This is a genomic window from Cronobacter muytjensii ATCC 51329, assembly GCF_001277195.1.
GTDB lineage: Bacteria > Pseudomonadota > Gammaproteobacteria > Enterobacterales > Enterobacteriaceae > Cronobacter > Cronobacter muytjensii.
Map to the genome: position 1 here is coordinate 2401101 of NZ_CP012268.1, position 25304 is coordinate 2426404.

Genomic DNA, 25304 nt, shown 5'->3' on the forward strand with positions numbered 1-25304 from the left:
CAGGCAAATAGCAGGGTCTTGACAAATAAAAACCGGCGCCGTTCCAGACGCCGGTTTTTTGTTATCGGTTACGTTAATCGTAAGCGTTAAGCGTTCGCTGGCAGAGCGCGGAGCGCACGCAGTCGGCTTTACCGAACCGCACGATGCCAATCATCTCATCTTCCTCAAAACGCGCCAGCGCGTCGCTCAGGCCGGACTGCACGCCCGCCGGCAAATCGCACTGGGTGATATCGCCATTGACGATAACGGTCACGTTCTCCCCGAGGCGGGTCAAAAACATTTTCATTTGCGCGGCAGTCACGTTCTGGGCCTCGTCCAGAATCACAACGGCGTTTTCAAAAGTACGTCCACGCATATAGGCGAACGGCGCAATCTCGACTTTGCCTATCTCCGGGCGCAGGCAATATTGCATGAAGGAGGCGCCGAGGCGGCGCACCAGCACGTCATAGACCGGGCGGAAATAGGGAGCGAATTTCTCGGAAATATCGCCGGGCAGGAAGCCGAGATCTTCATCGGCCTGCAGCACCGGACGGGTGACAATTATCCTGTCGACATCCTTGTGAATCAGGGCCTCAGCCGCTTTCGCGGCGCTGATAAACGTTTTGCCGCATCCGGCTTCGCCGGTGGCGAATATCAGCTGCTTGCTCTCAATAGCCTCAAGATAATGCGCCTGAGCGTCGGTACGAGCGGCAATCGGCGACAGATCGCGGCTGTCCCGCGCCATGCCGATTGCTTCTACGCCACTCATTTGCACAAGCGTGGTGACCGATTCCTCTTCACGCTGCCGGTGGCTGCGTGAGTCTCGTCTGAGAACGCGTCTTGCTTCACGACGAGCTTTGATCACTGCTTTCTGTCTTCCCATGGATGGCACCTTGTTAAGTTGGTTTACATGAGCCGCATCCTGATGATGGACGCGATTATGCGCACGAACGTTTGAGGTTTGGCTTCCTTGTAAGCCATGAATTGCCGGTCGAAAAGACGCGGTAGTACGGCTACGCGCACCGCTTACCGCATCGTCTGGAACTGTGGAAGAAAGTTGAAACGTGTTTGAGGGGGTGGAGATAACGCTGCCGGAGGAGGCTCCTCCGCGCCGGGTGGTGCGGGTTGTATTCCGTTTAAGTCCACTTCTGGACGCTACCATTCGCGATCTCCATCGTGCTACTGCTGACACCGTCGGGGAACTACCGCTAACGCTTTAAGTACAACAAAAATTATCAACTTTGCAACATAATATTTACTAAAAGATAACTTTTGAGACCCGCCGTACAATGATTCTTTTATGACAGAAAAATATTACAGAAATGTATCAACAGAATAGCTGCCGCGAAAATGCTCTGCCACAGGCGCGCGAAAATTGTTAGCAAATGAAACATAAAAAACCCCGCCTCATGGGGCGGGGTTTATGTCAGGCTTTCAGCAGGCCGTCGGCCAGGAAGCGGGATTTATCCGCTACCCCCGGCAGCGCGAAGAAATAGCCGCCGCCGATGGGCTTCACGTACTCCTCCAGCGCTTCACCGTTAAGCCGCTTTTGCACCGTTAAAAAACCCTTTTCCAGGTCATGCTGATAGCAGACAAACAGCAGGCCCATATCGAGCTGGCCGGAAGGAGTCACGCCCAGCGAATAGCTGTAACCGCGACGCACCATCAGGCTGGACTGGGTCTCTGGCGTGCGTGGATTCGCAAGCCGGATATGGCTGTCGAGCGCAATCACGTTACCGTCCGGATCGTTGCTGTAATCCGGCACGTCGTGCTCACGCTGCATGCCGAGCGGCGCGCCGGTCTGCTTGTCACGACCAAAAATTGTCTGCTGCTCTTTAAGCGGCGTCCGGTCCCAGAACTCCACGTGGAACTGGATAATGCGCACAGCCTGATAGCTGCCGCCTGCTGCCCACGCGGGCTCGCCCTGATCCGCCGTTACCCACACCACGTTATCCATCAGCGGCGCATTGCGGGTATCCGGGTTCGCGGTGCCATCTTTAAAACCGAGCAGGTTAACCGGCGTCTCTTTACCGAGGCTGCGCGCCGCGTGATCGGAGATAAACCCTTCGCGTTTCCAGCGTACGCTCAGCAGATCCGGCGTGTGCTTAATGACGTCGCGCAGCGCATGGATAACCGTATCCTGCGTATTGGCGCAGATTTGCAGCAGCAAATCGCCGTGGCACAGGGCCGCGTCCAGCGAGTCGTTGGGGAAACGCTCCATTTTTTGCAGCTTTTTCGGCATCTGCGGCGCAAGCCCGTAGCGCTCGTCAAACAGCGACCGGCCCAGCGACACCGTGATGGTCAGGTTATCCGGAGCAATGACCGGCCCGAGAATGCCCGAATCCATCGGCGGCAGACGCGGGTTCGGCGTTTGTGGCGCCGGGCCGCCCTCGGTCAGAAATGCAATGCGGTCGGTCAGCAGACGGAACAGCCGTTCCAGGTCGGCTTTATCCGCAGCCAGCACATCAAACGCCACCAGCATCATCGAGGCCTGCTGCGGCGTCAGAATACCCGCCTGATGCGCGCCGTAAAACGGCTGCGTCTGCGAGCGCGCGTCGGGAGAGAGCGTACCGGGCGCGGTTTTCGTCTGCGCGCCATGCGCGACCGGACAACCGCCAGTAACCGCCAGCGCTCCGGTCAGCGCGCCAAGCCCCTTCAGCAGACGGCGGCGCGCCGGTTGCGGCACGCCGTGATTATCATGTTCTTGCATAACGCTTAGTCCAGCCCGAGCACGCCGCGCAATAAGGAGAGATCTTCAGCAAGCGCCGTAATCGGCCCTTTCAGCGCGTTACGGTCGGCATCGGTCAGCTTGTCGTAAGTCTCAAAGCCCTCTTTAGTGCGGTATTTGGCAAGAATGGCATCCACTTTTTTGAAGTTGGCATCCACTTTCGCCAGCAGCGGCGCGTTCTCTTTTTGTAGTTGCGGACGCAGCAGATTCACGATTTTCTGCGCACCGTCGATGTTCGCCTGGAAATCCCACAGGTCGGTATGGCTGTAGCGATCTTCTTCACCGCTGATTTTGCTGGCCGCCACTTCTTCGATCAGGCCCGCCGCGCCGCCCACCACTTTACCCGGCGGGAACGCCAGCTCGCTGATGCGTTTTTGCAGATCCAGCACATCGCTGTTGAGCTTGTCGGCGTACATCTCCATGCCTTTGACGCTGTTATCGCCGAACAGTGCTTTCTCCAGGCGGTGGAAGCCTGTGAATTTCGGGTCGGCCGCTTTCTGTTCGTAATCATCTTCGCGAGCGTCAATGCTGCCGTCGAGATCGGAGAACAGTTCAGCGACAGGTTCGATGCGCTCATAGTGCTGGCGCGTTGGGGCGTACAGGGATTTCGCTTTTTCGATATCGCCCGCTTTGACCGCGTCGGTAAAGGCTTTGGTGCCAGAGACCAGCGCGGCGGTTTCCACCATCACCCAGGCTTTATAGTCGGTCACCGCGCCTTCGAGCGACATCAGGCCGCTGTTCGCCGCGGCTTTCTCGCCGCCGGCCGCGTTGACGATAAGCTTACCTTTCGGGTTGCTCAACAGGCCGCAGGTCATGTCATATTCGCCAGGCTCAAGGTTGGCGGTCATCTTCTGGCTGAAGCCCGGCGCGATGTTTTCACGCTCTTCCACCACCATTACGCCTTTAAGGATTTCCCATTCCAGCGCCTTCTGGCTGTGGTTGAGGATAATGAACTGGGTTTTACCGGCATTCACCGTAAGCGTCATCGGCTCGCACTGTTTGTCGTTGACGGTGACTTTCACCTGCGGAACCTCGGCCGCCTGCGCGGTAAATGCGGAACTGATAAATGCCAGCAGCGTCACGGAAAGCGCGCTACGGCGAAGTTGTTTCGTCATGACCCATCCCTCTAAAAGTATGTTGTAACTAAGCCGCGCACGGGCGCGGCAAAAATCAGGCGTTCCCGGAGATCCGCGCGTCGGCGCGCGCTGGCAGCGCATAGAGCGCCAGCGCCGGGATCAGATAGATAAACCATGCCGCCACTTCGCTGACGGTCGGCGCTTCCTGGTAGCCGAAAATCCCTTCCAGCAGCGTGCCGGTGAGCGAGTGCGTCGAGAGCACATTGCTCAAATCAAACGCCACCGCCTGAAAATGGTTCCACAGCCCGGCTTCATGGAAGGCGCGGACAGCGCCCGCCGCAAGCCCGGCGGCGACCAGGAGAATAAACAGGCTGGTCCAGCGGAAAAAAGCACTGAGGTTAAGACGAATGCCGCCCCAGTAAAGCAGGAATCCGAGCACCACAGCGGTGCCAAGCCCCAGCATCGCGCCGAGCGGTGGCCAGATACCGACATCCTGACCAAACGCGGCCAGCAGGAAAAAGACCGACTCCAGCCCTTCGCGCGCCACGGCGAAAAAGACCATCATCACCAGCGCCCAGCCGTGCCCGCCCGGACGCCTGAGCGCGCGATCCACCGCCTGCTCCAGTTCGCCTTTCACGTTGCGCGAGACTTTACGCATCCAGAACACCATCCAGGTGAGGATCACAACCGCAATGGCCGCCACGAGCCCCTCAAACAGCTCCTGCTCTTTTTGCGGGAACTCGCCGGTGGTTTCATTAATAAAAATACCGAGGCCCAGGCAGAGCGCGGCGGCGAGAAACACGCCGACCCACATCACGCCGAGCCAGTTGCCGCGCTGAGTGCGCTTGAGATAGCTGGCGATAAGGCTGACGATGAGCGCCGCTTCGAGGCCTTCACGCAGCATAATCAGAAAAGGAACGAACATTCGGGCACCTGCAAATGTGAAATCAGGTCAACTGATGCAAAGAAACGTAAACTTGAGTGCAAGTGATTATCATTACCACCAAAAGAAACACAAGCGAAATGTGGGGATAATTATGACGAAGTGTAAAAGTTGCGAAGTTGAGTAGTCACTAGCGTAAACCACTCTGTCAGGCGGGCGCGCTGCCGCGCCGTTCTCGCTGGCGTTTTTGACCAAAAAGACACTGAAAATAGTCATGGCCAGAATAGCCCGTCATCGCTTTTTCTTATTCCATTTGCCAGATAACGATGCGGGAAATTATGCTTAGCGCGCTGTTTACCGGCCGGTTTTTATGTGGCTAACTATTTTTCTTTCAGACACCTGCGTAACTATGACAACCATTCTGCACTTTATTTTCGCCGTCGTGGCGATACTCGCGCTTGCCTGGCTTGCAAGCTTTGACTGTAAAAGCATTCGCCTGCGTTATATTCTTCAGCTAATAATTATCGAAGCGGCGCTCGCCTGGTTCTTCCTGCATGCGCAGGCGGGGCTGGCGGCGATCCAGTCAATTGCCGGCGCGTTCTCGTCGCTGTTGTACTTTGCCGCTCAGGGTACCGACTTCGTTTTCGGCGGCATGAGCCAGAAGGGCCTCGCCTTTGTGTTTCTCGGCGTGCTCTGCCCTATCGTGTTTATCTCGGCGCTCATCGGCATCCTGCAACACTGGCGTATTCTGCCGATTTTTATCCGCGTTATCGGCACGCTGCTCTCTAAAGTCAACGGTATGGGCAAGCTGGAATCTTTTAACGCGGTGAGTTCACTGATCCTCGGCCAGTCGGAAAACTTTATCGCCTATAAAGGGGTGCTTGGCGATCTCTCCTCGCGCCGCCTCTTTACGATGGCCGCGACGGCGATGTCCACGGTGTCGCTGTCTATTGTCGGCGCGTATATGTCGATGGTCGAGGCGAAATACGTGGTGGCGGCCCTGGTGCTTAATCTCTTCAGCACCTTCATTATTCTGTCGGTCATCAACCCGACACGCCCGCAGGACGAGCCGGAGGTGAAGCTTGAAAAGCTACATGAATCCCAGAGCTTTTTTGAGATGCTCGGCGAGTACATTCTGGCGGGCTTTAAGGTAGCGATGATTATTCTCGCAATGCTGATCGGCTTTATCGCCATTATCAGCGCGGTGAATGCGCTGTTTCTGACGCTGTTCGGCCACAGTTTCCAGCAGTTGCTGGGGTATGTTTTCTACCCGCTCGCCTGGCTTATCGGGATCCCGGCGGCGGACGCCCTGACGGCAGGCGGCATTATGGCGACCAAACTGGTGGCGAATGAGTTTGTCGCGATGATCGAGCTGCAAAAAATCGCCGCGACGCTCTCCCCTCGCGGGCTTGGGATCCTGTCGGTATTTCTGGTGTCGTTTGCGAACTTCGCCTCTATCGGCATCGTGGCGGGCGCTATCAAGGGCCTTAACGAGTCGCAAGGCAACGTCGTATCGCGCTTTGGCCTGCGTCTGGTCTACGGCGCGACGCTGGTGAGTTTACTGTCGGCGAGTTTTGCGGGATTGGTGCTGTGAATCAATGCCGGGTGGCGTTCCGTTTACCCGGCCAGAAATAGCGGTGTATAGATAAGGCGGGGCTTCCCCGCCTTTTTTCAGAACTGCGCGCACACGGTTTCATCGACCCGCATCACCGACTCCTGCGCGAAACGCGATTTATAAATCCCGCGCAGGGCTTCAATCCCCTTCTCGCTCGCGCTGTCGCTGGCGTGGATAAGCATCAGCGCCTTGCTCGGCTCGCGCGCCACCTTGCCGTCGTTGCCAAGCCACTGTCCACGCGCGTCAAAGACGGTCAGCCCGTCGCGAAAACGCGGCGTCACGTCGTTATCCACAAAGCGCTGCCACTCCTGTTCAGTGATAGCCGCCCCGGCTGGCCGATTCAGCCCGAAATAGAGCGTGGTCTGCGTCATGCGGTTTTGCGCAGCGCACGCCGGTGTTTGCGCCTGCTCGGCCGCGTGCGGGGCGCAGCCTGCAAGCGTCGCCGCCAGCGCTATCGACATCATTACCTTGCGAATCGCCATCATCCTGTCCTTTTTTGTTATGGGTGAACGCGAAGATAACAGCGTAAATCGCAGCGTCTGGCAAGCTACCGGATTGATGAGAAAGAAAAAACCCGCCAGGCGGCGGGTTTTATAAGACGCTTAGTTAGCGCGAAGCTTCGACGGCGCAGGGGTGTGATACTCCTCGTCCGCTTTTTCAAAGCGCGCCTGCATGGAGGCCGATGGCGCTTTGCCCATCAGGCTCACCACCACGATACCGAGGCTTGCGAAGATAAAGCCCGGAATGATTTCGTAAAGGTTAAACCACGCGAACTGTTTCCAGACAATCACCGTCACCGCGCCGATAATCATGCCCGCCAGCGCGCCGTTGCGCGTCATGCGCGACCACATCACCGACAGCAGCACAACCGGGCCAAACGCCGCGCCAAAGCCCGCCCACGCGTAGCTCACCAGGCCCAGCACGCGGTTTTCCGGGTTCGCCGCCAGCGCGATGGCGACCAGCGCTACCACCAGCACCATCATACGGCCGACCCATACCAGCTCTTTCTGGCTCGCGCCTTTACGCAGGAACGCTTTGTAGAGGTCTTCGGTAATGGCGCTGGAGCAGACCAGTAGCTGACAGCTTAACGTTGACATCACCGCCGCCAAGATAGCGGAGAGCAGAATACCGGCAATCCACGGATTAAACAGGATCTGCGCCAGTTCGATAAACACGCGCTCGCCGTTCTGGTTCACCGCCGCCGCCTGTTCCGGATGGTTATTGAAGTAGGCGATACCGAAGAAGCCCACTGCCACCGCGCCCGCGAGGCAGAGGATCATCCAGGTCATGGAGATGCGACGCGCGTGAACGATGGTGTGGTGAGAGTCCGCCGCCATAAAGCGCGCCAGAATATGCGGCTGGCCGAAATAGCCCAGCCCCCAGCCCATCAGCGAAATAATCGCGACCAGGTTCAGCCCCTTGAGCATATCGATATTCTCGATGCTCTTTTGCTTAATCACCGCCAGCGAATCGTCCAGGCCGCCGACCGCGAAAATCACGATAACCGGTGTGAGGATCAGCGCGAAAATCATCAGGCTCGCCTGAACGGTGTCGGTCCAGCTTACCGCCAGGAACCCGCCGATAAAGGTGTAGAGGATGGTCGCCGCAGCCCCTGCCCAGAGCGCGGTTTCATAGCTCATGCCAAAGGTGCTTTCAAACAGGCGCGCGCCCGCTACGATGCCGGATGCGCAGTAGATAGTGAAGAACAGCAGAATCACCAGCGCCGAGATAATGCGCAGCAGGCGGCTCTTATCTTCAAAACGTCCGGTGAAATAATCCGGTAACGTCAGCGCGTTATTGTTGTGCTCGGTGTGAACGCGCAGGCGCCCCGCCACCAGCTTCCAGTTAATCCAGGCCCCGAGCGTCAGCCCGATGGCAATCCAGCTTTCGGAGATCCCGGAGAGAAACACCGCGCCCGGCAGGCCCATCAGCAGCCAGCCCGACATATCCGACGCGCCGGCAGAGAGCGCGGTTACGACGCTGCCCAGGCTGCGTCCGCCAAGAATGTAGTCATCAAAGTTTTTGGTGGAGCGCCACGCAATAAACCCAATCAGTATCATCCCCAAAATATAAACAATGAAAGTCACCAGCATCGGTGTACTCGTCGTCATTTCACTTCTCCGCGTTATTACCGGGTCGCCCCGTTTATCACCGCCGGAACGCAGCGGTGGCGTTATTGTCGTATCGTGTGGCGGCAGTATCCTGCCGGAAGCGTTTTTTATTCACAATCGATTTAACACATCATTCACATGTTTTGCATCTGTGAAACCTGTACATTTTTTGAGAGGTTGCACTCGCTCACGCTTTTGCAGGTTGCACCGGATAAAAATGTTAACCAGGCCCGAATTCTGAGCTTATAACCGCCCTTTCTCCCACGCGTCATAGCGATTTCATATTTAACATTTCATTCATTTTTAAGCTTGCTGGCGAGGTCACATTTAACAAGGTTGCACAAAGTTGCAACATGATAGATATTGCCGAACATCACCGTTCTTATATTGACGCGACACACAGGAGTAAGGGCATGGGCACCACCACGATGGGGGTCAAGCTGGACGACGCCACCCGCGAGCGTATTAAAGCCGCCGCGACCAAAATTGACCGCACGCCGCACTGGCTGATTAAGCAGGCCATCTTTAATTATCTTGAGCAGCTGGAAAACAGCGACGGCCTGCCGGAACTGCCCGCGCTGCTGGCCGGCGCCGCCAATGAGAGCGACGAAGCCGCCGCGCCGCCGGAAGAGAGCCACCAGCCGTTTCTTGAGTTCGCCGAGCAGATCCAGCCGCAGTCGGTGAGCCGCGCGGCCATTACCGCCGCCTGGCGTCGCGCGGAAACCGACGCGGTGCCGATGCTGCTGGAGCAGGCCCGCCTGCCGCAGCCGGTCGCGGAGAAAACCCATCAGCTCGCCTGGAGCCTCGCCGAGAAGCTGCGTAATCAGAAAACCGCTTCCGGTCGCGCCGGTATGGTGCAGAGCCTGTTGCAAGAGTTTTCGCTCTCCTCCCAGGAAGGCGTGGCGCTGATGTGCCTTGCCGAGGCGCTGTTGCGTATTCCGGATAAAGCCACCCGCGACGCGCTGATCCGCGACAAAATCAGCAACGGCAACTGGCAGTCTCACATTGGCCGCAGCCCGTCGCTGTTCGTCAACGCCGCCACCTGGGGCCTGCTGTTTACGGGCCGTCTGGTCTCGACCCATAACGAAGCCAGCCTGTCGCGCTCGCTCAACCGCATCATCGGCAAGAGCGGCGAGCCGCTGATCCGTAAAGGCGTGGATATGGCGATGCGCCTGATGGGCGAACAGTTTGTCACCGGCGAAACCATCGCCGAGGCGCTGGCCAACGCCCGTAAGCTCGAAGAAAAAGGCTTCCGGTATTCCTACGACATGCTGGGCGAGGCGGCGCTCACCGCCGCCGACGCGCAGGCCTATATGGTTTCTTACCAGCAGGCGATCCACGCCATCGGCAAAGCTTCCAACGGCCGCGGCATCTATGAAGGGCCGGGTATTTCCATCAAGCTCTCCGCCCTGCACCCGCGCTACAGCCGCGCGCAGTATGACCGCGTGATGGAGGAGCTCTACCCGCGCCTCAAATCTCTGACGCTGCTGGCGCGCCAGTATGACATCGGCATTAACATCGACGCTGAAGAAGCTGACCGCCTGGAAATCTCCCTCGATCTGCTGGAAAAACTCTGCTTCGAGCCGGAGCTTGCGGGCTGGAACGGCATCGGCTTTGTCATTCAGGCGTACCAGAAGCGCTGCCCGTTCGTGATTGATTACTTAATCGATCTCGCCACCCGCAGTCGTCGTCGCCTGATGATCCGCCTGGTGAAAGGCGCCTACTGGGACAGCGAAATCAAACGCGCCCAGATGGAAGGCCTGGAAGGCTATCCGGTGTATACCCGCAAGGTCTATACCGATATCTCCTACCTCGCCTGCGCGAAAAAATTGCTGTCGGTGCCGAACCTGATCTATCCGCAGTTCGCGACGCACAACGCCCATACGCTGGCGGCCATTTACAGCCTCGCCGGCCAGAACTACTACCCCGGCCAGTATGAGTTCCAGTGCCTGCACGGCATGGGTGAGCCGCTCTACGAGCAGGTGGTGGGCAAAATCACCGACGGCAAACTCAACCGACCGTGCCGTATTTACGCCCCGGTCGGCACCCACGAGACGCTGCTGGCCTACCTGGTACGCCGCCTGCTGGAAAACGGCGCTAACACCTCGTTTGTTAACCGCATCGCCGATAACACCCTGTCGCTGGACGATCTGGTGGCCGACCCGGTGAGCGCCGTCGAGAAACTGGCCGCGCAGGAAGGCCGCGTCGGTCTGCCGCACCCGAAAATTCCGCTGCCGCAGGATCTTTACGGCGAAGGCCGCGTGAACTCGGCTGGTCTCGATCTGGCGAATGAACACCGCCTGGCCTCCCTCTCTTCGTCGCTGCTCAACAGCGCCCTGCAAAAATGGCGCGCGCTGCCGATGCTGGAAAACGCCGTGGAAGAAGGCGAGCTGTCGCCGGTCGTTAACCCGGCGGAGCCGCGCGATATCGTCGGTTACGCCCGCGACGCCCGCGAAGCGGAAGTGGCGCAGGCGCTGGAAAGCGCGGTTAATAACGCGCCTATCTGGTTTGCCACCCCACCGCAGGAGCGCGCCGCCATCCTTGAGCGCGCCGCAGTATTGATGGAGGCCCAGACCCAGACGCTCATCGGCATTCTGGTGCGTGAAGCCGGTAAAACCTTCGCCAACGCCATCGCCGAGGTGCGCGAGGCGGTCGATTTCCTGCGCTACTACGCAGGCCAGGTGCGTGACGATTTCGACAACGAAACCCACCGCCCGCTCGGCCCGGTGGTCTGTATCAGCCCGTGGAACTTCCCGCTCGCTATCTTTACCGGCCAGGTGGCCGCCGCACTCGCGGCAGGCAACAGCGTGCTGGCGAAACCCGCGGAGCAGACGCCGCTTATCGCCGCGCAGGGCATTCAGCTTCTGCTGGAAGCGGGCGTGCCGCAGGGCGTGGTGCAACTGCTACCGGGGCGCGGCGAAACCGTGGGCGCACAGCTTACGGGCGATGCGCGCGTGCGCGGTGTGATGTTCACCGGCTCCACCGAAGTGGCGACGCTCCTGCAGCGCAATATCGCCGACCGTCTCGACCCGCAGGGCCGCCCGACGCCGCTGATTGCCGAAACCGGCGGCCTGAACGCCATGATTGTCGACTCCTCCGCGCTTACCGAACAGGTTGTCGTGGATGTCGTCGCCTCGGCCTTTGACAGCGCCGGCCAGCGCTGCTCGGCGCTGCGCGTGCTCTGCCTGCAGGAAGAAATCGCCGATCACACGCTGACCATGCTGAAAGGCGCGATGGCGGAGTGCCGCATGGGCAACCCTGGCCGCCTGACCACCGACATCGGGCCGGTTATTGATGCCGATGCCAAAGCCGGAATTGAGCGCCATATCCAGACGATGCGCGCCAAAGGCCGCAAGGTCTTCCAGGCGGTACGCGACAACAGCGTGGACGCCCGCGAATGGCAGACCGGCACCTTTGTCACGCCGACCCTGATTGAGCTTGAAAGCTTTGATGAGATGAAAAAAGAGGTCTTCGGCCCGGTGCTGCATGTGGTGCGCTACAACCGCAACAACCTGGCGGGGCTGATTGAGCAGATCAACAAAGCGGGCTATGGCCTGACGCTTGGCGTGCATACGCGCATCGATGAGACCATCGCCCAGGTAACCGGCAGCGCGCACGTCGGCAACCTGTATGTGAACCGCAATATGGTCGGCGCCGTGGTCGGCGTGCAGCCGTTCGGCGGCGAAGGGCTTTCCGGCACCGGCCCGAAAGCGGGCGGCCCGCTCTATCTCTACCGCCTGCTGGCGAGCCGTCCGGACGCGGCGGTGCAGACAACGCTTGAGCGCCACGACGCCCGCTACGCCCAGGACGCGCAGGTGAAAACGCTCATCACGCGCCCGCACCAGGCGCTGACCGAGTGGGCGGCGGGCCGCCCGGACCTCAAAGCGCTGTGCGAGCACTATCTCGCCCTGTCGCAAAGCGGCGTGCAGCGCACCCTGCCAGGCCCGACCGGCGAGCGCAATACCTACACCCTGCTGCCGCGCGAGCGCGTGCTCTGCCTTGCGGACAACGAGCAGGATCTGCTGGTGCAGCTCGCCGCCGTCACCAGCGCGGGCAGCCGCGTGCTGTGGGCGGATGAGCCGCTCCAGCGCACGCTTGCCAAACAGCTCCCGGCTGCGGTGAACGCGATTATCGACTTCGCCAAACCGGACGTGCTGTTCAGCCAGTTCTTTGACGCCGTTATCTATCACGGTGACTCGGATCAGCTGCGCGCGCTGTGCGAAAAAGTGGCCGCGCGCGAGGGCGCGATTGTTTCGGTACAGGGCTTCGGGCGCGGGGAAACCAACCTGCTGCTGGAACGCCTGTGGCTGGAGCGCTCGCTCAGCGTCAACACCGCCGCCGCCGGCGGCAACGCCAGCCTGATGACTATCGGCTGACGGTCATCTCATACAAAAGGCGCCCACGGGCGCCTTTTTATTTGGCGGTAACACCGGCCTCACCGCACCCGAATCCCCTCAATGATCATGCGCTGGACGTTCTCCACGGTGCGGTTGAAAAACGCCTCGTCGGCGAGCGTCGCGCCGGTGACCGCCTCCACCTGGGTGGCGAAATCCGCGTAGTGTTGCGTGGTGGCCCAGATCATAAAGATGAGATGGTGCGGGTCGATGGGGGCGAGCTTGCCGCTGGCGACCCAGCCGGTAATGATGGCGGATTTTGTCTCCACCAGCGCTTTTAAATCCCCCTGCAATTCGGCCATCAAAAGCGGCGCGCCCTGGAGCATCTCCAGACAGAACAGCCGCGACGCCTCGGGGAAGTCGCGCGATACCTCAAGCTTTAAGCGAATGTATTCACTAATCGCCGCGAGCGGCTGCAAATCCTCGCGAAACGCGCGCAGCGGCGCCAGCCAGATATCGAGAATATGCTTCAGCACGGCGATATAGAGCACCTCTTTAGACGGAAAATAGTAAAGCAGATTGGTTTTAGAAACGCCGGAGCGCTCCGCCACCTGCTCAAGGCTGGTGCCGTGAATGCCAAACTGCGAAAACAGCGTCAGCCCGGCGTCCAGTATCGCCTGTTTTTTGGCCGCCACCGCTTTTGAGCGCTTGCCCGTCTCTTTTTGCGCGCCTTGTGCCATGCGCTCTCTCCTTATGTTTTGCTCAAGCATAGCAAAAGCGCGGCGGCGGCTCGACCCGCGGCGCGCCATCTGCACTTTGATTGCGCAACGCTGCCTGTTTTCTGTGCAACGTTTTTGACCGTTTAGTCCGGTTTTTAGCGTCCAAAATTTACACACACAAGCAACACAATGATAACAAAGGCATTTTAAAAACTGGCATTCGCTTTGCAATTCACCCTCTGAGCGCGGCACGGGACGTGCAGGAAGCAACGCCACGCGACGGTTCTTTTATCCGCAAAAGAGAGGTTCGTGATGAAAATTGGTGTCTTTGTGCCTATCGGCAATAACGGCTGGCTGATTTCCACCCATGCCCCGCAATACATGCCTACGTTTGAGCTTAATAAAGCCATCGTGCAGAAGGCGGAGCAGCAGCAGTTCGATTTTGCGCTCTCAATGATAAAACTGCGCGGCTTCGGCGGTAAGACCGAATTCTGGGATCATAATCTGGAGTCGTTCACCCTGATGGCGGGCCTCGCCGCGGTAACCTCGCGTATTCAGATTTACGCCACCGCCGCCACGCTCACGCTGCCGCCCGCCATTGTGGCGCGCATGGCCTCCACGATTGATTCCATCTCCGGCGGGCGTTTCGGCGTTAACCTGGTGACGGGCTGGCAGAAGCCGGAATATGAGCAGATGGGGCTGTGGCCCGGCGACGATTATTTCGCGCGCCGCTATGACTATCTCACCGAATATGTTCAGGTGCTGCGCGATCTCTGGAACACCGGCCAGAGCGATTTTAAAGGCGACTACTTCACCATGAATGACTGTCGCGTCAGCCCACGCCCACAGCAGCCGATGAAAGTCATCTGCGCAGGCCAGAGCGACGCGGGCATGGCGTTTTCCGCACAATATGCTGATTACAACTTCTGCTTCGGCAAAGGGGTCAACACGCCTGCCGCCTTCGCCCCCACCGCCGCGCGCATGAAAGCCGCCGCCGATGAAGCCGGGCGCGATGTCGGCTCCTACGTGCTGTTTATGGTGATTGCCGACGAAACCGACGAGGCGGCGCGCGCGAAATGGGAACATTACAAAGCCGGTGCCGATGAAGAGGCGCTCTCCTGGCTTACCGAACAGAGCCAGAAGGATACCCGCTCAGGCAGTGACACCAACGTGCGCCAGATGGCAGACCCGACTTCGGCGGTCAACATCAATATGGGCACGCTGGTGGGTTCTTACGCGAGCGTCGCCCGGATGCTTGATGAAGTCGCCGCCGTACCGGGCACCGAAGGCGTGCTGCTGACGTTTGACGACTTCCTGACCGGCATTGACGCCTTTGGCGAACATATTCAGCCGCTGATGCGCTGTCGCGATCATCTGCGCGTGACGCAGGAGGTGGCGTGATGAACGCTATCAATCTGGCGGCGCGCCCCGAGGCGCTCACCTTCGCGCCGGAGCAGAGCGCGCTGATTGTGGTGGATATGCAAAACGCCTACGCAAGCCAGGGCGGCTATCTGGATCTCGCTGGTTTTGACGTCTCGGCTACCGCGCCGGTCATTGCCAACATCAAAACCGCCGTCGCCGCCGCGCGCGAGGCGGGCATGACGATTGTCTGGTTTCAGAACGGCTGGGACAGCGACTATCTCGAAGCAGGCGGCCCCGGCTCGCCGAACTGGCATAAATCGAACGCGCTGAAAACCATGCGCCGCCGCCCGGAGCTGTACGGCAAGCTGCTGGCGAAAGGCGGCTGGGATTACCAACTGGTGGATGAACTCACACCGCTTCCTGGCGATATCGTACTGCCGAAACCGCGCTACAGCGGCTTCTTTAACACCCCGCTCGACAGCATGCTGCGCGCGCGCAATATCCGTCACCTGGTCTTTACCGGTATCGCCACCAACGTCTGCGTGGAGTCGACCCTGCGGGACGGCTTTTTCCTGGAGTATTTCGGCGTGGTGCTGGAAGACGCCACCCACCAGGCCGGGCCGCCGTTCGCCCAGCAGGCCGCGCTGTTTAATATCGAAACCTTTTTCGGCTGGGTCAGCGACGTGCAGAGCTTCTGTCACGCCCTCTCCCCCGCCACCCTGGCCCGCATCGCGTAAGGAGTCTTTATGCCCAAACAGGTCATTATTCCCCCCGGCACCACGACACCCATCGCGCCGTTCGTGCCCGGCACGCTGGCGGACGGCGTGGTGTATGTCTCCGGTACGCTGCCGTTTGATAAGGCCAACAATGTGGTGTACCCCGGCGACCCAAAAGCGCAAACCCGTCACGTGCTGGAGACGATACGGAATGTTATCGAAACCGCGGGCGGGACGATGGAGGACGTGACATTCAACTCGATTTTTATTACCGACTGGAAAAATTACGCCGCGATTAACGAGATCTACGCAGAATTTTTCCCCGGCGATAAACCCGCGCGCTTCTGCATTCAGTGCGGGCTGGTGAAGCCGGAGGCGCTGGTGGAAATCGCGAGCGTGGCCCATATCGGGCCTGCGGGAGGCGCGTGATGAAACTGCGCGTCGGCGAGGCGCCCTTTCCCGGCGCGCCTGTGGTGGTGATGATTGCTGGTCTCGGCGGGCTTGGCGGCTACTGGCTCGCGCAGCAGGGCGCGCTCGGTCACGCATACCAGACGGTGGTGTATGACCAGCGCGGCACCGGCGAAAACCCTGACGCGCTGCCCGAGGGCTATACGCTTGCCGATATGGCGCGGGAGCTTCACCAGGCGCTGGTTATCCACGGCGTGCGGCGCTACGCGGTGCTCGGCCACGCGCTTGGCGGGCTGGTCGGCATGGAGCTGGCGCTGGCGTTCCCGGAGGCGGTCAGCGCGCTGGTTATCGTCAACGGCTGGCTGTCGCTGAGCGCCTGGACCCGCCGCTGCTTCGACGCGCGCGAACGGCTGCTGCTGGACAGCGGCCCGGCGGCTTACGTTGCCGCACAGCCGCTGTTTCTCTACCCGCCCGCGTGGGCTGAAGAAAACCAGCCGCGGCTTGAAGCCGAAGAGGCGCTGCATAACGCGCATTTTCAGGGCACCGAAAACCTGCTGCGCAGGCTCCGGGCGCTGAAAAGCGCCGACTACCGCAAGCGGGCCGCCAGCATCACTACACCGGTACAGCTGATTTGCGCTCGCGACGATCTGCTGGTGCCGTGGACCTGCTCGCAGGCATTGCAGGCAGCGCTCCCACACAGCCAGCTGGCGGTAATGGAGAGTGGCGCGCACGCCTGCAACGTCGCGGCAGCGTCCCTTTTTAACCCCCTGTTGTTAGCCGGGCTCGCGGCGCTTGTTGCCGGGCCCCACAAGGAGACCGTATGAGCGAAGCCCTGAGCGCCAGCGCGCTCGCCACGTTATTTACCGACGCCCGCACCCACAGCGCCTGGCTCGACGTGCCAGTGAGCGACGACCAATTGCGCGACATTTACGACATGGTGCGACTCGGCCCGACCTCTGCCAACTGCTCGCCGGGGCGGCTGTTGTTCGTGAAAACGCCTGCGGCGAAAGCGCGCCTGAAACCGGCGCTTTTGAGCGGCAACGTGGAGAAAACGATGCGCGCGCCGGTGACCGCCATCGTCGCCTGGGACCACGAGTTTTACGAGGCGCTGCCGCAGCTTTTCCCCTATGCCGACGCCCGCGCCTGGTTTACCTCAAGCCCGGCGGTGGCCGAAGAGACGGCGTTTCGCAACAGCTCGCTTCAGGCGGGGTATCTGATTATGGCCTGTCGCGCGCTGGGGCTCGACACCGGCCCGATGTCCGGTTTTGACCGGGCGGCGGTGGACGCTGAATTTTTCAGCGGCACGACCTGGAAAAGCAATCTGCTTATCAATATCGGCTATGGCGATACCGCCAGACTGCATCCGCGCCTGCCGCGGCTCACCTTTGACGATACGTGCGCGATCATTTAAGGAGGCGTTATGAGTGAACAACAGGCTTTTCGCGATGCGATGTCGCGGCTCGGGGCGGCGGTCAATATCGTCACCACCGACGGCGCCGCCGGTCTCGCGGGGTTTACCGCCTCGGCGGTATGTAGCGTAACGGACAGCCCGCCGACGCTGCTAGTCTGTCTTAACCGCAACGCCTCCGTCTGGCCAGTGTTCCAGGCTAACGGACAGCTGTGCGTCAATACGCTTGCCGCCGGGCATGAGGCGCTCTCCGGGCTGTTCGGCGGCAAAACGCCGATGGAGGAGCGCTTCGCCGCGGCCCGCTGGCGACGTGGCGTCACCGGCTGTCCACAGCTCGAAGGTGCGGTGGTCTCGTTCGACTGTCGCGTGGAACAGGTGGTGCCGGTTTCTACGCATGATGTGCTGCTGTGCCGTGTGCTGGAGATAGCACGCAACGACGATACGCACGGTCTGGTCTGGTTCGACCGCAGCTATCACTCTCTGGCGCGGCCCGTCTGCGGGCTCGCCTCTTAGCTCCACAGGAGATAAACATGGCCAATTCCTGGTTTCCTCACTGGCGTAAAGCTGCCGGCCCCGCTGGCGGCGTGGTGGCTCCCGATGAAACGCTCTCCGCCGGTCAGACGCTGGTGATGGGGGTGCAGCATGCGGTGGCGATGTTTGGCGCGACGGTGTTAATGCCGCTCTTAATGGGGCTCGATCCAAACCTGTCGATTCTGATGTCCGGTATCGGCACCCTGCTGTTTTTTGTGATAACCGGCGGCCGGGTGCCGAGCTATCTCGGCTCCAGCGCCGCGTTCGTCGGCGTGGTGATCGCCGCGACGGGTTTCAGCGGCCAGGGACTGAACCCGAATATGAGCGTGGCGCTCGGCGGCATTATCGCCTGTGGCCTGCTCTACACGCTTATTGGCGTGGTGGTGATGAAATCGGGCACGCGCTGGATAGAACGGCTGATGCCGCCGGTGGTGACCGGCGCGGTGGTGATGGCGATTGGGCTTAATCTTGCGCCGATTGCGGTAAAGGGCGTCTCCGCGAGCGCCTTTGACGGCTGGATGGCGGTGATGACGGTGCTTTGCATTGGGCTGGTGGCGGTGTTTACACGGGGCATGGTGCAGCGGCTGCTGATCCTGGTGGGGCTGATTGCCGCCTGGGTACTCTATGCGCTGTTTACTAATGTGCTCGGGCTTGGCAAACCGGTCGACTTCACGCCCGTCGCCCAGGCGGCGTGGTTCGGGTTGCCGCACTTCGCCGCGCCGGCCTTCAACGCGCAGGCGATCATGTTGATTGCGCCGGTGGCGGTGATTCTGGTCGCGGAAAATCTCGGACACCTGAAAGCGGTAGCGGGCATGACCGGGCGCAACATGGACCCGTATATGGGCCGCGCGTTTGTGGGTGACGGGCTCGCGACAATGCTCTCCGGCGCGGTGGGCGGCAGCGGCGTCACTACTTACGCAGAGAATATCGGCGTGATGGCGGTCACCAAAGTTTACTCAACGCTGGTGTTTGTGGCAGCGGCCATGATTGCCCTCCTCCTCGGCTTCTCACCGAAATTCGGCGCGCTTATCCATACGATTCCCGGGCCGGTGATCGGCGGCGCATCGATTGTGGTCTTCGGCCTGATTGCGGTGGCGGGCGCGCGCATCTGGGTGCAGAACCATGTGGATCTCAGCCAGAATGGGAACCTGATAATGGTGGCGGTGACGCTGGTACTGGGCGCGGGCGATTTTGCGCTGACGCTTGGCGGCTTTACGCTTGGCGGCATCGGTACCGCGACGTTCGGGGCCATTGCGTTAAATGCGCTGTTAAGCCGTCGTCAGGCCGCGCCGGATGCGCGACTGGCTCCACAAGACCCGCCCTCGCAGGCATAAAAAAACCGCCGGGAGTGCCCGGCGGTCAGAGGGTGGTTATTAACCCGTACTTTTCAGCGTTGGCGGTTAATAACGGTCATGCGTGGCGCTAACTACGTCCGCCGCCATGACTGTTTTTACCCCCTTTTTTCCCAGCTTCGGAAGCGCGTTGCGGGTCATTTTTGAAGTTCCCGCCGCTCTGCTGGCCACCTTTACGACCTGCTTCTGATGCTCTGTCACGATCTTCTGCGAAATTACCTGAACCACCACGATGGTTTGCCATTTCTGACCTCCAGATTATGTGAATCATTAGACATCATACTGCATTCAGTAAAAGAGGATTCTTTCACCTCACGGCATCTGGCCGGAGCCGTTATCGTTGCCGCGTGATTAAAAGCTTAGCCAGGGCGCGCCCGCTCGCCACCCTCCTGAAACATTCTGCAACATCAATCTGGCGTTTCGACGATGAATCTGACGAAACGATTAATAAGGCATTCTTATGATTAAAAAAATTCGCCGCCGCAAAAATGTGACCTGATGCTACAAAGCGCCTTTCTTCAGGTAAATTCTTATTTTCAAAGGTTTTTTGCCTGGTCATTTGCACTCTGCCCGTGGCGGCATATCCTTTAATGATGAGCGCAGCGATACAGGCTGTGGCAAACACTGAGACAGGAGCAAAGCTGATGGCGAAAGTTCTGGTGCTTTATTATTCCATGTACGGGCATGTTGAAACGCTGGCCCATGCGGTGGCCGAAGGCGTTGAAAAGGTTGAGGGCGCGCAGGTCACTATCAAGCGCGTTCCGGAAACCATGCAGGCGGAAGCCTTCACGAAAGCGGGCGGTAAGGCGCAGGACACACCGGTCGCTACGCCGCAGGAGCTTGCGGATTACGACGCGATTATCGTCGGCACCCCGACCCGTTTCGGCAATATGTCCGGCCAGATGCGCACCTTTTTCGACCAGACGGGCGGCCTGTGGGCCTCCGGCGCGCTGTACGGCAAGCTGGGCAGCGTCTTTAGCTCCACCGGTACCGGGGGCGGTCAGGAGCACACTATCTCCTCAACATGGACTACCCTTGCTCATCATGGAATGATCATTGTGCCTATCGGTTACGGGGCGCAGGAGCTGTTTGATATTTCCACGGTTCGCGGCGGAACGCCTTACGGCGCGACCACAATCGCAGGCGGTGACGGCTCGCGTCAGCCCAGTCCGGAAGAGCTGGCTATCGCCCGTTATCAGGGCGAATACGTTGCGGGCCTCGCTGTCAAACTGAAAGGCTAACTCACTTCACTGGAGGAAATCATGCCGACACAAGAATCGAAATCCCATCACGTGGGGGAATGGGCCAGCCTGCGTAATACGTCGCCCGAAATCGCCGAAGCGATTTTCGAAGTGGCCGACTATGACGAGGTGATGGCCGAGAAAATCTGGGAAGAAGGCAGCGATGAGGTGCTGATTCGGGCCTTCAAGAAAACCGATGCGGATTCGCTCTTCTGGGGCGAACAGACTATCGAACGTAAAAACGTCTGACCTTTCGGCCCTCTGTTTGCGCAGAGGGCCGCGCTGTCACCGCTGCGGCAAACGCAGCGGTATATTTCGCTTAGCCAAATAGCGGTAACTTGTAAGCTCTGAAACAAGTGATGTTGTACCGAAACATGGCCGGATCATCATTTTTACTTCGTGCTAACCCTGAGCCAATAGTGATATCAAGCAGAATATTGCCTTGTTCGTCGAGCTCCCTGAGCGGTAGTTTTCCTTCGGCGCTGTCATCCCAGACACCGTAATCCACGTCGCTATAGCCAGGATCGCATGTCATGGTAAGGCCGGTGCCATCGAAAGTGGCTCCGCCATAACAAACCACCAGATTACCGTTCGGCATAATCTGCTTCGCTCCGCATAAACTACTATAACCTTCAGGCCCGGAATAATATTCGCTCAGCTTTTGCACCGTCCGGGCGTTAATGTCGATACGATAATTACTTACGCGGCTCTGGTTTTTCCATGGCTCAAGGCTCTTATCGTCGGTACTCGCACGGTAATTACCGTTGTTGAAAACTGAAATATCAATCAGGCCAGTATGACTATTAGGGATTTCGAGAACATTATGTTGCCCCCAGTTCCAGAAAGATAAATTAGCGGCAGCCACTTGCTGCGGGTCACTGAAATCATAGAGTGGGTTATTTTGACTATCTACCGGCGTCAGCAAGTAGTTTGTAAATGCTGAGGACCAGTCTTCATGAGCCCCCATAATGAACACAAGTTCCGCAGTATCTGCATTAATACCAAATATAGCACTTTGATTGCGCCCGGAGGTAACAAGAATATTATTGGTTTCATTGATATAGGCTTGATTTACATGAAGCCAGTCTATAGTACCGTCGGTAGAGGGGGGATTGGAGGGGCGTGTAATACGCCCAGGGTCGAGGACTTTCACCATATCGTAATAGCGAATCTCTAAGCCTGTTGAAAGGTCGATAACAGAAACACCATCCTCTATGCTTTTTCCGCCATCTGGTCGAGTGCCGGGCGCATACTCAGATGCCCCTACCAGCACCCCGTTACTTTGCTGATATAACGAATGATGCAAAGCATTATCCAGTTTATAGACAGTATGGACTCGCCCAACCATATCAAACTCATACATCTCTAAATAGTTATTCTGCGCGATTGCCGACGACAAAAAATTACCATTTGCGATACGTAGTAAATTATTTGATGCTATATCCTTGGTAGTAAACCATCGAATATTGGCCTGGTAATCAAGCGCAATATTATTGCGATCGAAGCATGATACAAAATAAACGCCATCAGCAAGGAGAGAAGGATCGGTCACCGGTGTTTTTTGAGTCACTTGAGGGAAAAGGTTATGCCCGTCAGGGTTCTGAGCATCAGTAGGTGGGAGGGGTGCTGTAAGCATTGACCAGCTTGTGGTACCAGACGTCGACGTTAAGCTAATGATGTTTACTTTATCTGCAACAAGACCTGAAACTGGAACCAGATTTGGACCAGTAACGATATTCTGATGAAAAGTGAGTAAAGGAACGCTACCACTTTCATCGGTTACCGTAATTTGCACCGAATCAGCCTCATTAGCCCATATGCCGACATAAAGACTCAGTGGCGCGGTGCCATAAGGGTTTAGTGTAAGAACGGCATTTCTTTGAGTGTTTTCTGACGTGATCTGAGTCATCAACGTTGAATAAATACTATTATGATTTAATACAGTCGCATTTGCGGTATCAATTCCTTGATTGACAGGCGGACGAGGAAGGGGCAGAACGTTTAAGTTACCAGCCATAGCAAACTCCTTATTGATAATAAAGCTCATCATAAAACTAACGCAGCTCACCCATCGTTATAACGGGCATGACAGTTCTCACATTCAATATCACTCATCGGACACACAATAAATATTATGAAAACTTATTGATTTATGGGTATATGCTCAATCAAGGTGCTATCGATGAAGAAAATTTTTATTCATTCTTGTAACTGGAACCGTTACTCTCACCACAAAAACAACAAACTTCAGAAAATAAGAAAATGCATTACCGCCCAGCAAAACAGCCATGAAAGTGACTAAATAATGAAAAACAAACCCGTAACCTTTTCAATAAGATATCATTTTAAAACCAACACTTTCTGACACTCCCCCCTTTATAAACACCCCCTTATTTTCACCTGTGATTTTTATCACAAACATAATAAGCCGTACTCATTATGATTTCTTGCGAATGCTTACCGATAATAAGGACGTTCATAGAATGATTTTAGGAATAATACGCAGAGGTATAGGCACGTTAGTTCCGATTACCACTCTGGTTATTTTATTACATGCCAGCCATGTAAACGCATTGGACCTTGAAATCAAAAACGCTTACGGCTCCCTGAATGCAGGATATGCAGACTGGAATAGTGGGTTTGAAAATACCCACCGTGGCGAGGTGTGGAAACTGACCGCAGATTTTGGCGCCATTTTTGATAAAGGCGAATTTTACTCGTTTTATGAAAATAATGTACTGAACCACGACATTTCCGGTCAGAACTATGTGTTGTCCGCACAGACACATATTCGGCTGTTCAGCTCCGACGTGAGCCTGATGGGAAAAGTTTACGGTCAGTTTGATAATACCTGGGGCGACGATCTGGACATGATGTATGGCCTGGGCTACCTGGGCTTAAGCGGTAAATGGGGATTTTTTAAGCCTTACCTCGCCTTTCATAATCAGTCTTCCGATTATTACTCACAACGGCTCGGCGGCAGAAGCGCCAGCGGGCGCAACGGCTATGTCGCAGGATGGACGACCGCATATTTCTTCTCGCTGTGGGAGGAGTCTTTTGTGTTATCAGACTGGCATGAATTTGAATTCGATCGTAACGACGCCTATGCAGAGCAGCAGCATGGCGCTAACGGCATTAATGGCGGTTTAACGCTGACATGGAAGTTTTATCCGCATCTTAAAGCGAGCGTCACCTGGCGCTATTTCAAAAACAAGCTGGGGTATGACGGTTTCGGCGATCAGATGATTTATATGCTGGGCTATGAGTTTTGATTTTAATAAGGAAAACATTATGCAAAAGCGAATGCTGACAAGCCTGGTGAGCCTGATGCTGGCCGCCAGCGCCGGAGCACAATCTCCTGCCCCGACACCGGGCTCTGACACTACCGTTAAACGGCCTAACGTCGTTATTATTATGGCGGACGATCTTGGCTACGGTGATACCGGCGTTTATGGGCATCCGATTGTCAAAACGCCCAATATCGACAGCCTGGCGCAGGAGGGTATGCGCTTTACGGAATATTACGCCCCGGCCCCGCTCTGTTCGCCTTCACGGGCGGGTTTATTAACGGGGCGCACGCCGTTTCGTACCGGGATTCGCTCCTGGATCCCTTCCGGTGGAAAAAATGTGGCGCTGGGCCGTAATGAAAAAACGATCGCCAGCTATTTAAAAGAGCAGGGCTATGACACAGCGATGATGGGCAAGCTCCATTTAAATGCGGGCGCTGACCGTACCGATCAGCCGCAGGCCAAAGATATGGGTTTTGATTATTCTCTGGTGAACGCAGCAGGCTTTGTCACAAGCGATCTCGATAAAGTAAAAACGCGCCCGCGCTATGGCGTGGTGTATCCCAACGGTTTTTATCGTAATGGTCAACCCATCGGCACGGTTAAACAGATGAGCGGTGAACTGGTTAGCAGCGAGGCGATTCACTGGCTCGACAGCCGCAAAGACAATAAACCGTTCTTCTTATACGTCGCGTTTACCGAAGTTCATACCCCGCTCGCCTCCCCGCAAAAATATCTCGATATGTACAAAAGCTATATGTCGGAATATGAACGCCAGCATCAGGATCTCTTTTATGCCGACTGGGCGGATAAACCCTGGCGGGGCACGGGTGAATATTACGCGAATATCAGTTACCTCGATGAACAGGTCGGTAAAGTCGTCGCAAAAATTAAGGAAATGGGGGAAGAGGATAACACTATTATCCTCTTTACCAGCGACAATGGGCCGGTCACGCGGGAAGCGCGCAAATGGTATGAGTTAAATATGGCAGGCGAAACCAACGGATTACGGGGCCGGAAGGATAATCTTTGGGAAGGCGGTATCCGCGTACCAGCCATTATCAAATACGGGAGCCATATTAAAGCGGGAACGGTGTCCGACTCACCCGTTACCGGGCTGGATGTGCTGCCGACGCTTGCTGACATGCTGCACTTTCCTTTACCAACCGATCGCGTTATCGATGGCGAATCAATCAGGCCCATACTGGAAGGGAAAACGCTTACGCGTCAGAAACCGCTTATCTGGTCAATTGATATGCCTTTTCAGGACGATCCGACGGATATGTGGGCCATCCGGGAAGGTGACTGGAAAATGATTTTCGACCGTAACGCTAAACCGAAATACCTTTATAACCTGAAAATGGATGCTGGCGAGGTCAATAACCTGCTTGGCAAACAACCAGACCTTGAGAAACAACTCATTGCAGATTTTACGCGCTATAAAAACGATATCGATAACGATTCGCTGATGCGCGCCCGTGGAGAAAAACCTGAGCCGGTTGACTGGAATTAAGTTTCGCTGCTCAGGTTTTACCCACCTGCTCTGCGGCGTGG

At 57.3% G+C, this 25304-nt stretch carries 22 protein-coding genes; 13 read left to right on the forward strand and 9 right to left on the reverse strand.

Annotation, left to right across the window (positions count from 1 at the left end):
• Nucleotides 1-73: 73 nt before the first annotated feature.
• From phoH to efeU, 4 genes are all read right to left on the reverse strand, one after another.
• Complete coding sequence (gene phoH / locus AFK63_RS11205; protein ID WP_038863679.1) at nucleotides 74-862, reverse strand: phosphate starvation-inducible protein PhoH; 789 nt, start codon at nucleotides 860-862, stop codon at nucleotides 74-76.
• A 543-nt stretch (nucleotides 863-1405) separates the two neighbouring features.
• Nucleotides 1406-2689, reverse strand: a complete 1284-nt coding sequence (efeB, locus tag AFK63_RS11210; protein ID WP_038863681.1) for an iron uptake transporter deferrochelatase/peroxidase subunit — start codon at nucleotides 2687-2689, stop codon at nucleotides 1406-1408.
• A 5-nt stretch (nucleotides 2690-2694) separates the two neighbouring features.
• Nucleotides 2695-3822: an iron uptake system protein EfeO gene (gene efeO / locus AFK63_RS11215; protein ID WP_038863683.1), complete on the reverse strand. Its 1128-nt coding sequence runs from the start codon at nucleotides 3820-3822 to the stop codon at nucleotides 2695-2697.
• A 55-nt stretch (nucleotides 3823-3877) separates the two neighbouring features.
• Complete coding sequence (gene efeU, locus AFK63_RS11220) at nucleotides 3878-4708, reverse strand: iron uptake transporter permease EfeU (RefSeq protein ID WP_038863685.1); 831 nt, start codon at nucleotides 4706-4708, stop codon at nucleotides 3878-3880.
• Between the two features lie 367 nt (nucleotides 4709-5075).
• Here efeU and AFK63_RS11225 point away from each other — a divergent pair, with 367 nt between their 5' ends.
• The gene (locus AFK63_RS11225) at nucleotides 5076-6260 is read left to right on the forward strand and encodes a NupC/NupG family nucleoside CNT transporter (protein ID WP_038863686.1); all 1185 of its coding nucleotides are present in this window, start codon (nucleotides 5076-5078) and stop codon (nucleotides 6258-6260) included.
• A gap of 77 nt (nucleotides 6261-6337) precedes the next feature.
• On the opposite strand, the gene AFK63_RS11230 is transcribed toward AFK63_RS11225, so the two are convergent.
• Complete coding sequence (locus tag AFK63_RS11230) at nucleotides 6338-6766, reverse strand: DUF3574 domain-containing protein (protein ID WP_038863689.1); 429 nt, start codon at nucleotides 6764-6766, stop codon at nucleotides 6338-6340.
• Between the two features lie 117 nt (nucleotides 6767-6883).
• The gene (gene putP, locus AFK63_RS11235; protein WP_038863690.1) at nucleotides 6884-8392 is read right to left on the reverse strand and encodes a sodium/proline symporter PutP; all 1509 of its coding nucleotides are present in this window, start codon (nucleotides 8390-8392) and stop codon (nucleotides 6884-6886) included.
• A 413-nt stretch (nucleotides 8393-8805) separates the two neighbouring features.
• On the opposite strand from putP, the gene putA reads away from it, so the two are divergent.
• The gene (putA, locus tag AFK63_RS11240) at nucleotides 8806-12768 is read left to right on the forward strand and encodes a trifunctional transcriptional regulator/proline dehydrogenase/L-glutamate gamma-semialdehyde dehydrogenase (RefSeq protein ID WP_038863691.1); all 3963 of its coding nucleotides are present in this window, start codon (nucleotides 8806-8808) and stop codon (nucleotides 12766-12768) included.
• A 59-nt stretch (nucleotides 12769-12827) separates the two neighbouring features.
• Here putA and rutR read toward each other — a convergent pair whose 3' ends face one another.
• The gene (gene rutR, locus AFK63_RS11245) at nucleotides 12828-13466 is read right to left on the reverse strand and encodes an HTH-type transcriptional regulator RutR (RefSeq protein WP_038863693.1); all 639 of its coding nucleotides are present in this window, start codon (nucleotides 13464-13466) and stop codon (nucleotides 12828-12830) included.
• A 291-nt stretch (nucleotides 13467-13757) separates the two neighbouring features.
• Between rutR and rutA the strand changes: the two genes are divergently transcribed.
• Genes rutA through rutG form a run of 7 tightly spaced genes read left to right on the forward strand, consistent with a single transcriptional unit; the run spans nucleotide 13758 to nucleotide 19204 of the window.
• Nucleotides 13758-14846 carry a pyrimidine utilization protein A gene (gene rutA, locus AFK63_RS11250; protein WP_038863694.1) on the forward strand — a complete coding sequence of 363 codons (1089 nt, stop codon included), beginning with the start codon at nucleotides 13758-13760 and terminating at the stop codon, nucleotides 14844-14846.
• Entirely contained in the window at nucleotides 14846-15544 is a 699-nt protein-coding gene (rutB, locus tag AFK63_RS11255) for a pyrimidine utilization protein B (RefSeq protein WP_038863695.1), read from the forward strand. Before rutA ends, rutB begins: the two co-directional genes overlap by 1 nt.
• A 9-nt stretch (nucleotides 15545-15553) precedes the next feature.
• A complete protein-coding gene (gene rutC / locus AFK63_RS11260; RefSeq protein ID WP_007726498.1) occupies nucleotides 15554-15952 on the forward strand; it encodes a pyrimidine utilization protein C in 399 nt (132 codons plus the stop codon).
• Nucleotides 15952-16755 (forward strand): pyrimidine utilization protein D, encoded by an 804-nt coding sequence (gene rutD, locus AFK63_RS11265; RefSeq protein WP_038863697.1) that lies wholly within the window; start codon nucleotides 15952-15954, stop codon nucleotides 16753-16755. The genes rutC and rutD overlap by 1 nt, the downstream gene beginning before the upstream one ends.
• Nucleotides 16752-17342 (forward strand): malonic semialdehyde reductase, encoded by a 591-nt coding sequence (locus tag AFK63_RS11270; RefSeq protein ID WP_038863699.1) that lies wholly within the window; start codon nucleotides 16752-16754, stop codon nucleotides 17340-17342. The genes rutD and AFK63_RS11270 overlap by 4 nt, the downstream gene beginning before the upstream one ends.
• A 9-nt stretch (nucleotides 17343-17351) precedes the next feature.
• Nucleotides 17352-17852, forward strand: coding sequence for an NADH-dependent FMN reductase RutF (rutF, locus tag AFK63_RS11275; protein WP_038863700.1), 501 nt, complete (start codon nucleotides 17352-17354; stop codon nucleotides 17850-17852).
• A 17-nt stretch (nucleotides 17853-17869) separates the two neighbouring features.
• Complete coding sequence (gene rutG, locus AFK63_RS11280) at nucleotides 17870-19204, forward strand: pyrimidine utilization transport protein G (RefSeq protein ID WP_038863702.1); 1335 nt, start codon at nucleotides 17870-17872, stop codon at nucleotides 19202-19204.
• Nucleotides 19205-19292: 88 nt separating this feature from the next.
• Here the strand turns inward: rutG and AFK63_RS11285 are convergent, their stop codons facing one another.
• On the reverse strand, nucleotides 19293-19466 hold the full coding sequence (locus AFK63_RS11285) for a con-10 family general stress protein (protein WP_032981312.1): 174 nt from the start codon (nucleotides 19464-19466) through the stop codon (nucleotides 19293-19295).
• A 400-nt stretch (nucleotides 19467-19866) separates the two neighbouring features.
• On the opposite strand from AFK63_RS11285, the gene wrbA reads away from it, so the two are divergent.
• Together wrbA and AFK63_RS11295 are read left to right on the forward strand one after the other, a co-directional pair.
• On the forward strand, nucleotides 19867-20463 hold the full coding sequence (gene wrbA, locus AFK63_RS11290; RefSeq protein WP_038863705.1) for an NAD(P)H:quinone oxidoreductase: 597 nt from the start codon (nucleotides 19867-19869) through the stop codon (nucleotides 20461-20463).
• A 21-nt stretch (nucleotides 20464-20484) separates the two neighbouring features.
• Nucleotides 20485-20712, forward strand: a complete 228-nt coding sequence (locus AFK63_RS11295) for a YccJ family protein (protein ID WP_007726489.1) — start codon at nucleotides 20485-20487, stop codon at nucleotides 20710-20712.
• A gap of 70 nt (nucleotides 20713-20782) precedes the next feature.
• Here the strand turns inward: AFK63_RS11295 and AFK63_RS11300 are convergent, their stop codons facing one another.
• Nucleotides 20783-22480 carry an aryl-sulfate sulfotransferase gene (locus AFK63_RS11300; protein ID WP_038863708.1) on the reverse strand — a complete coding sequence of 566 codons (1698 nt, stop codon included), beginning with the start codon at nucleotides 22478-22480 and terminating at the stop codon, nucleotides 20783-20785.
• 466 nt (nucleotides 22481-22946) lie between these two features.
• Between AFK63_RS11300 and AFK63_RS11305 the strand changes: the two genes are divergently transcribed.
• The gene (locus AFK63_RS11305) at nucleotides 22947-23735 is read left to right on the forward strand and encodes an outer membrane protein OmpK (protein ID WP_038863709.1); all 789 of its coding nucleotides are present in this window, start codon (nucleotides 22947-22949) and stop codon (nucleotides 23733-23735) included.
• A gap of 55 nt (nucleotides 23736-23790) precedes the next feature.
• Entirely contained in the window at nucleotides 23791-25263 is a 1473-nt protein-coding gene (locus tag AFK63_RS11310; RefSeq protein WP_407638553.1) for a sulfatase family protein, read from the forward strand.
• Nucleotides 25264-25304 lie beyond the last annotated feature (41 nt).

Coding starts and splice junctions, on each gene's coding strand:
- phoH (WP_038863679.1), bottom strand. CDS start 862: ATGGGAAGACAGAAAGCAGTGATCAAAGCTCGTCGTGAAGCAAGACGC.
- efeB (WP_038863681.1), bottom strand. CDS start 2,689: ATGCAAGAACATGATAATCACGGCGTGCCGCAACCGGCGCGCCGCCGT.
- efeO (WP_038863683.1), bottom strand. CDS start 3,822: ATGACGAAACAACTTCGCCGTAGCGCGCTTTCCGTGACGCTGCTGGCA.
- efeU (WP_038863685.1), bottom strand. CDS start 4,708: ATGTTCGTTCCTTTTCTGATTATGCTGCGTGAAGGCCTCGAAGCGGCG.
- AFK63_RS11225 (WP_038863686.1), top strand. CDS start 5,076: ATGACAACCATTCTGCACTTTATTTTCGCCGTCGTGGCGATACTCGCG.
- AFK63_RS11230 (WP_038863689.1), bottom strand. CDS start 6,766: ATGATGGCGATTCGCAAGGTAATGATGTCGATAGCGCTGGCGGCGACG.
- putP (WP_038863690.1), bottom strand. CDS start 8,392: ATGACGACGAGTACACCGATGCTGGTGACTTTCATTGTTTATATTTTG.
- putA (WP_038863691.1), top strand. CDS start 8,806: ATGGGCACCACCACGATGGGGGTCAAGCTGGACGACGCCACCCGCGAG.
- rutR (WP_038863693.1), bottom strand. CDS start 13,466: ATGGCACAAGGCGCGCAAAAAGAGACGGGCAAGCGCTCAAAAGCGGTG.
- rutA (WP_038863694.1), top strand. CDS start 13,758: ATGAAAATTGGTGTCTTTGTGCCTATCGGCAATAACGGCTGGCTGATT.
- rutB (WP_038863695.1), top strand. CDS start 14,846: ATGAACGCTATCAATCTGGCGGCGCGCCCCGAGGCGCTCACCTTCGCG.
- rutC (WP_007726498.1), top strand. CDS start 15,554: ATGCCCAAACAGGTCATTATTCCCCCCGGCACCACGACACCCATCGCG.
- rutD (WP_038863697.1), top strand. CDS start 15,952: ATGAAACTGCGCGTCGGCGAGGCGCCCTTTCCCGGCGCGCCTGTGGTG.
- AFK63_RS11270 (WP_038863699.1), top strand. CDS start 16,752: ATGAGCGAAGCCCTGAGCGCCAGCGCGCTCGCCACGTTATTTACCGAC.
- rutF (WP_038863700.1), top strand. CDS start 17,352: ATGAGTGAACAACAGGCTTTTCGCGATGCGATGTCGCGGCTCGGGGCG.
- rutG (WP_038863702.1), top strand. CDS start 17,870: ATGGCCAATTCCTGGTTTCCTCACTGGCGTAAAGCTGCCGGCCCCGCT.
- AFK63_RS11285 (WP_032981312.1), bottom strand. CDS start 19,466: ATGGCAAACCATCGTGGTGGTTCAGGTAATTTCGCAGAAGATCGTGAC.
- wrbA (WP_038863705.1), top strand. CDS start 19,867: ATGGCGAAAGTTCTGGTGCTTTATTATTCCATGTACGGGCATGTTGAA.
- AFK63_RS11295 (WP_007726489.1), top strand. CDS start 20,485: ATGCCGACACAAGAATCGAAATCCCATCACGTGGGGGAATGGGCCAGC.
- AFK63_RS11300 (WP_038863708.1), bottom strand. CDS start 22,480: ATGGCTGGTAACTTAAACGTTCTGCCCCTTCCTCGTCCGCCTGTCAAT.
- AFK63_RS11305 (WP_038863709.1), top strand. CDS start 22,947: ATGATTTTAGGAATAATACGCAGAGGTATAGGCACGTTAGTTCCGATT.
- AFK63_RS11310 (WP_407638553.1), top strand. CDS start 23,791: ATGCTGGCCGCCAGCGCCGGAGCACAATCTCCTGCCCCGACACCGGGC.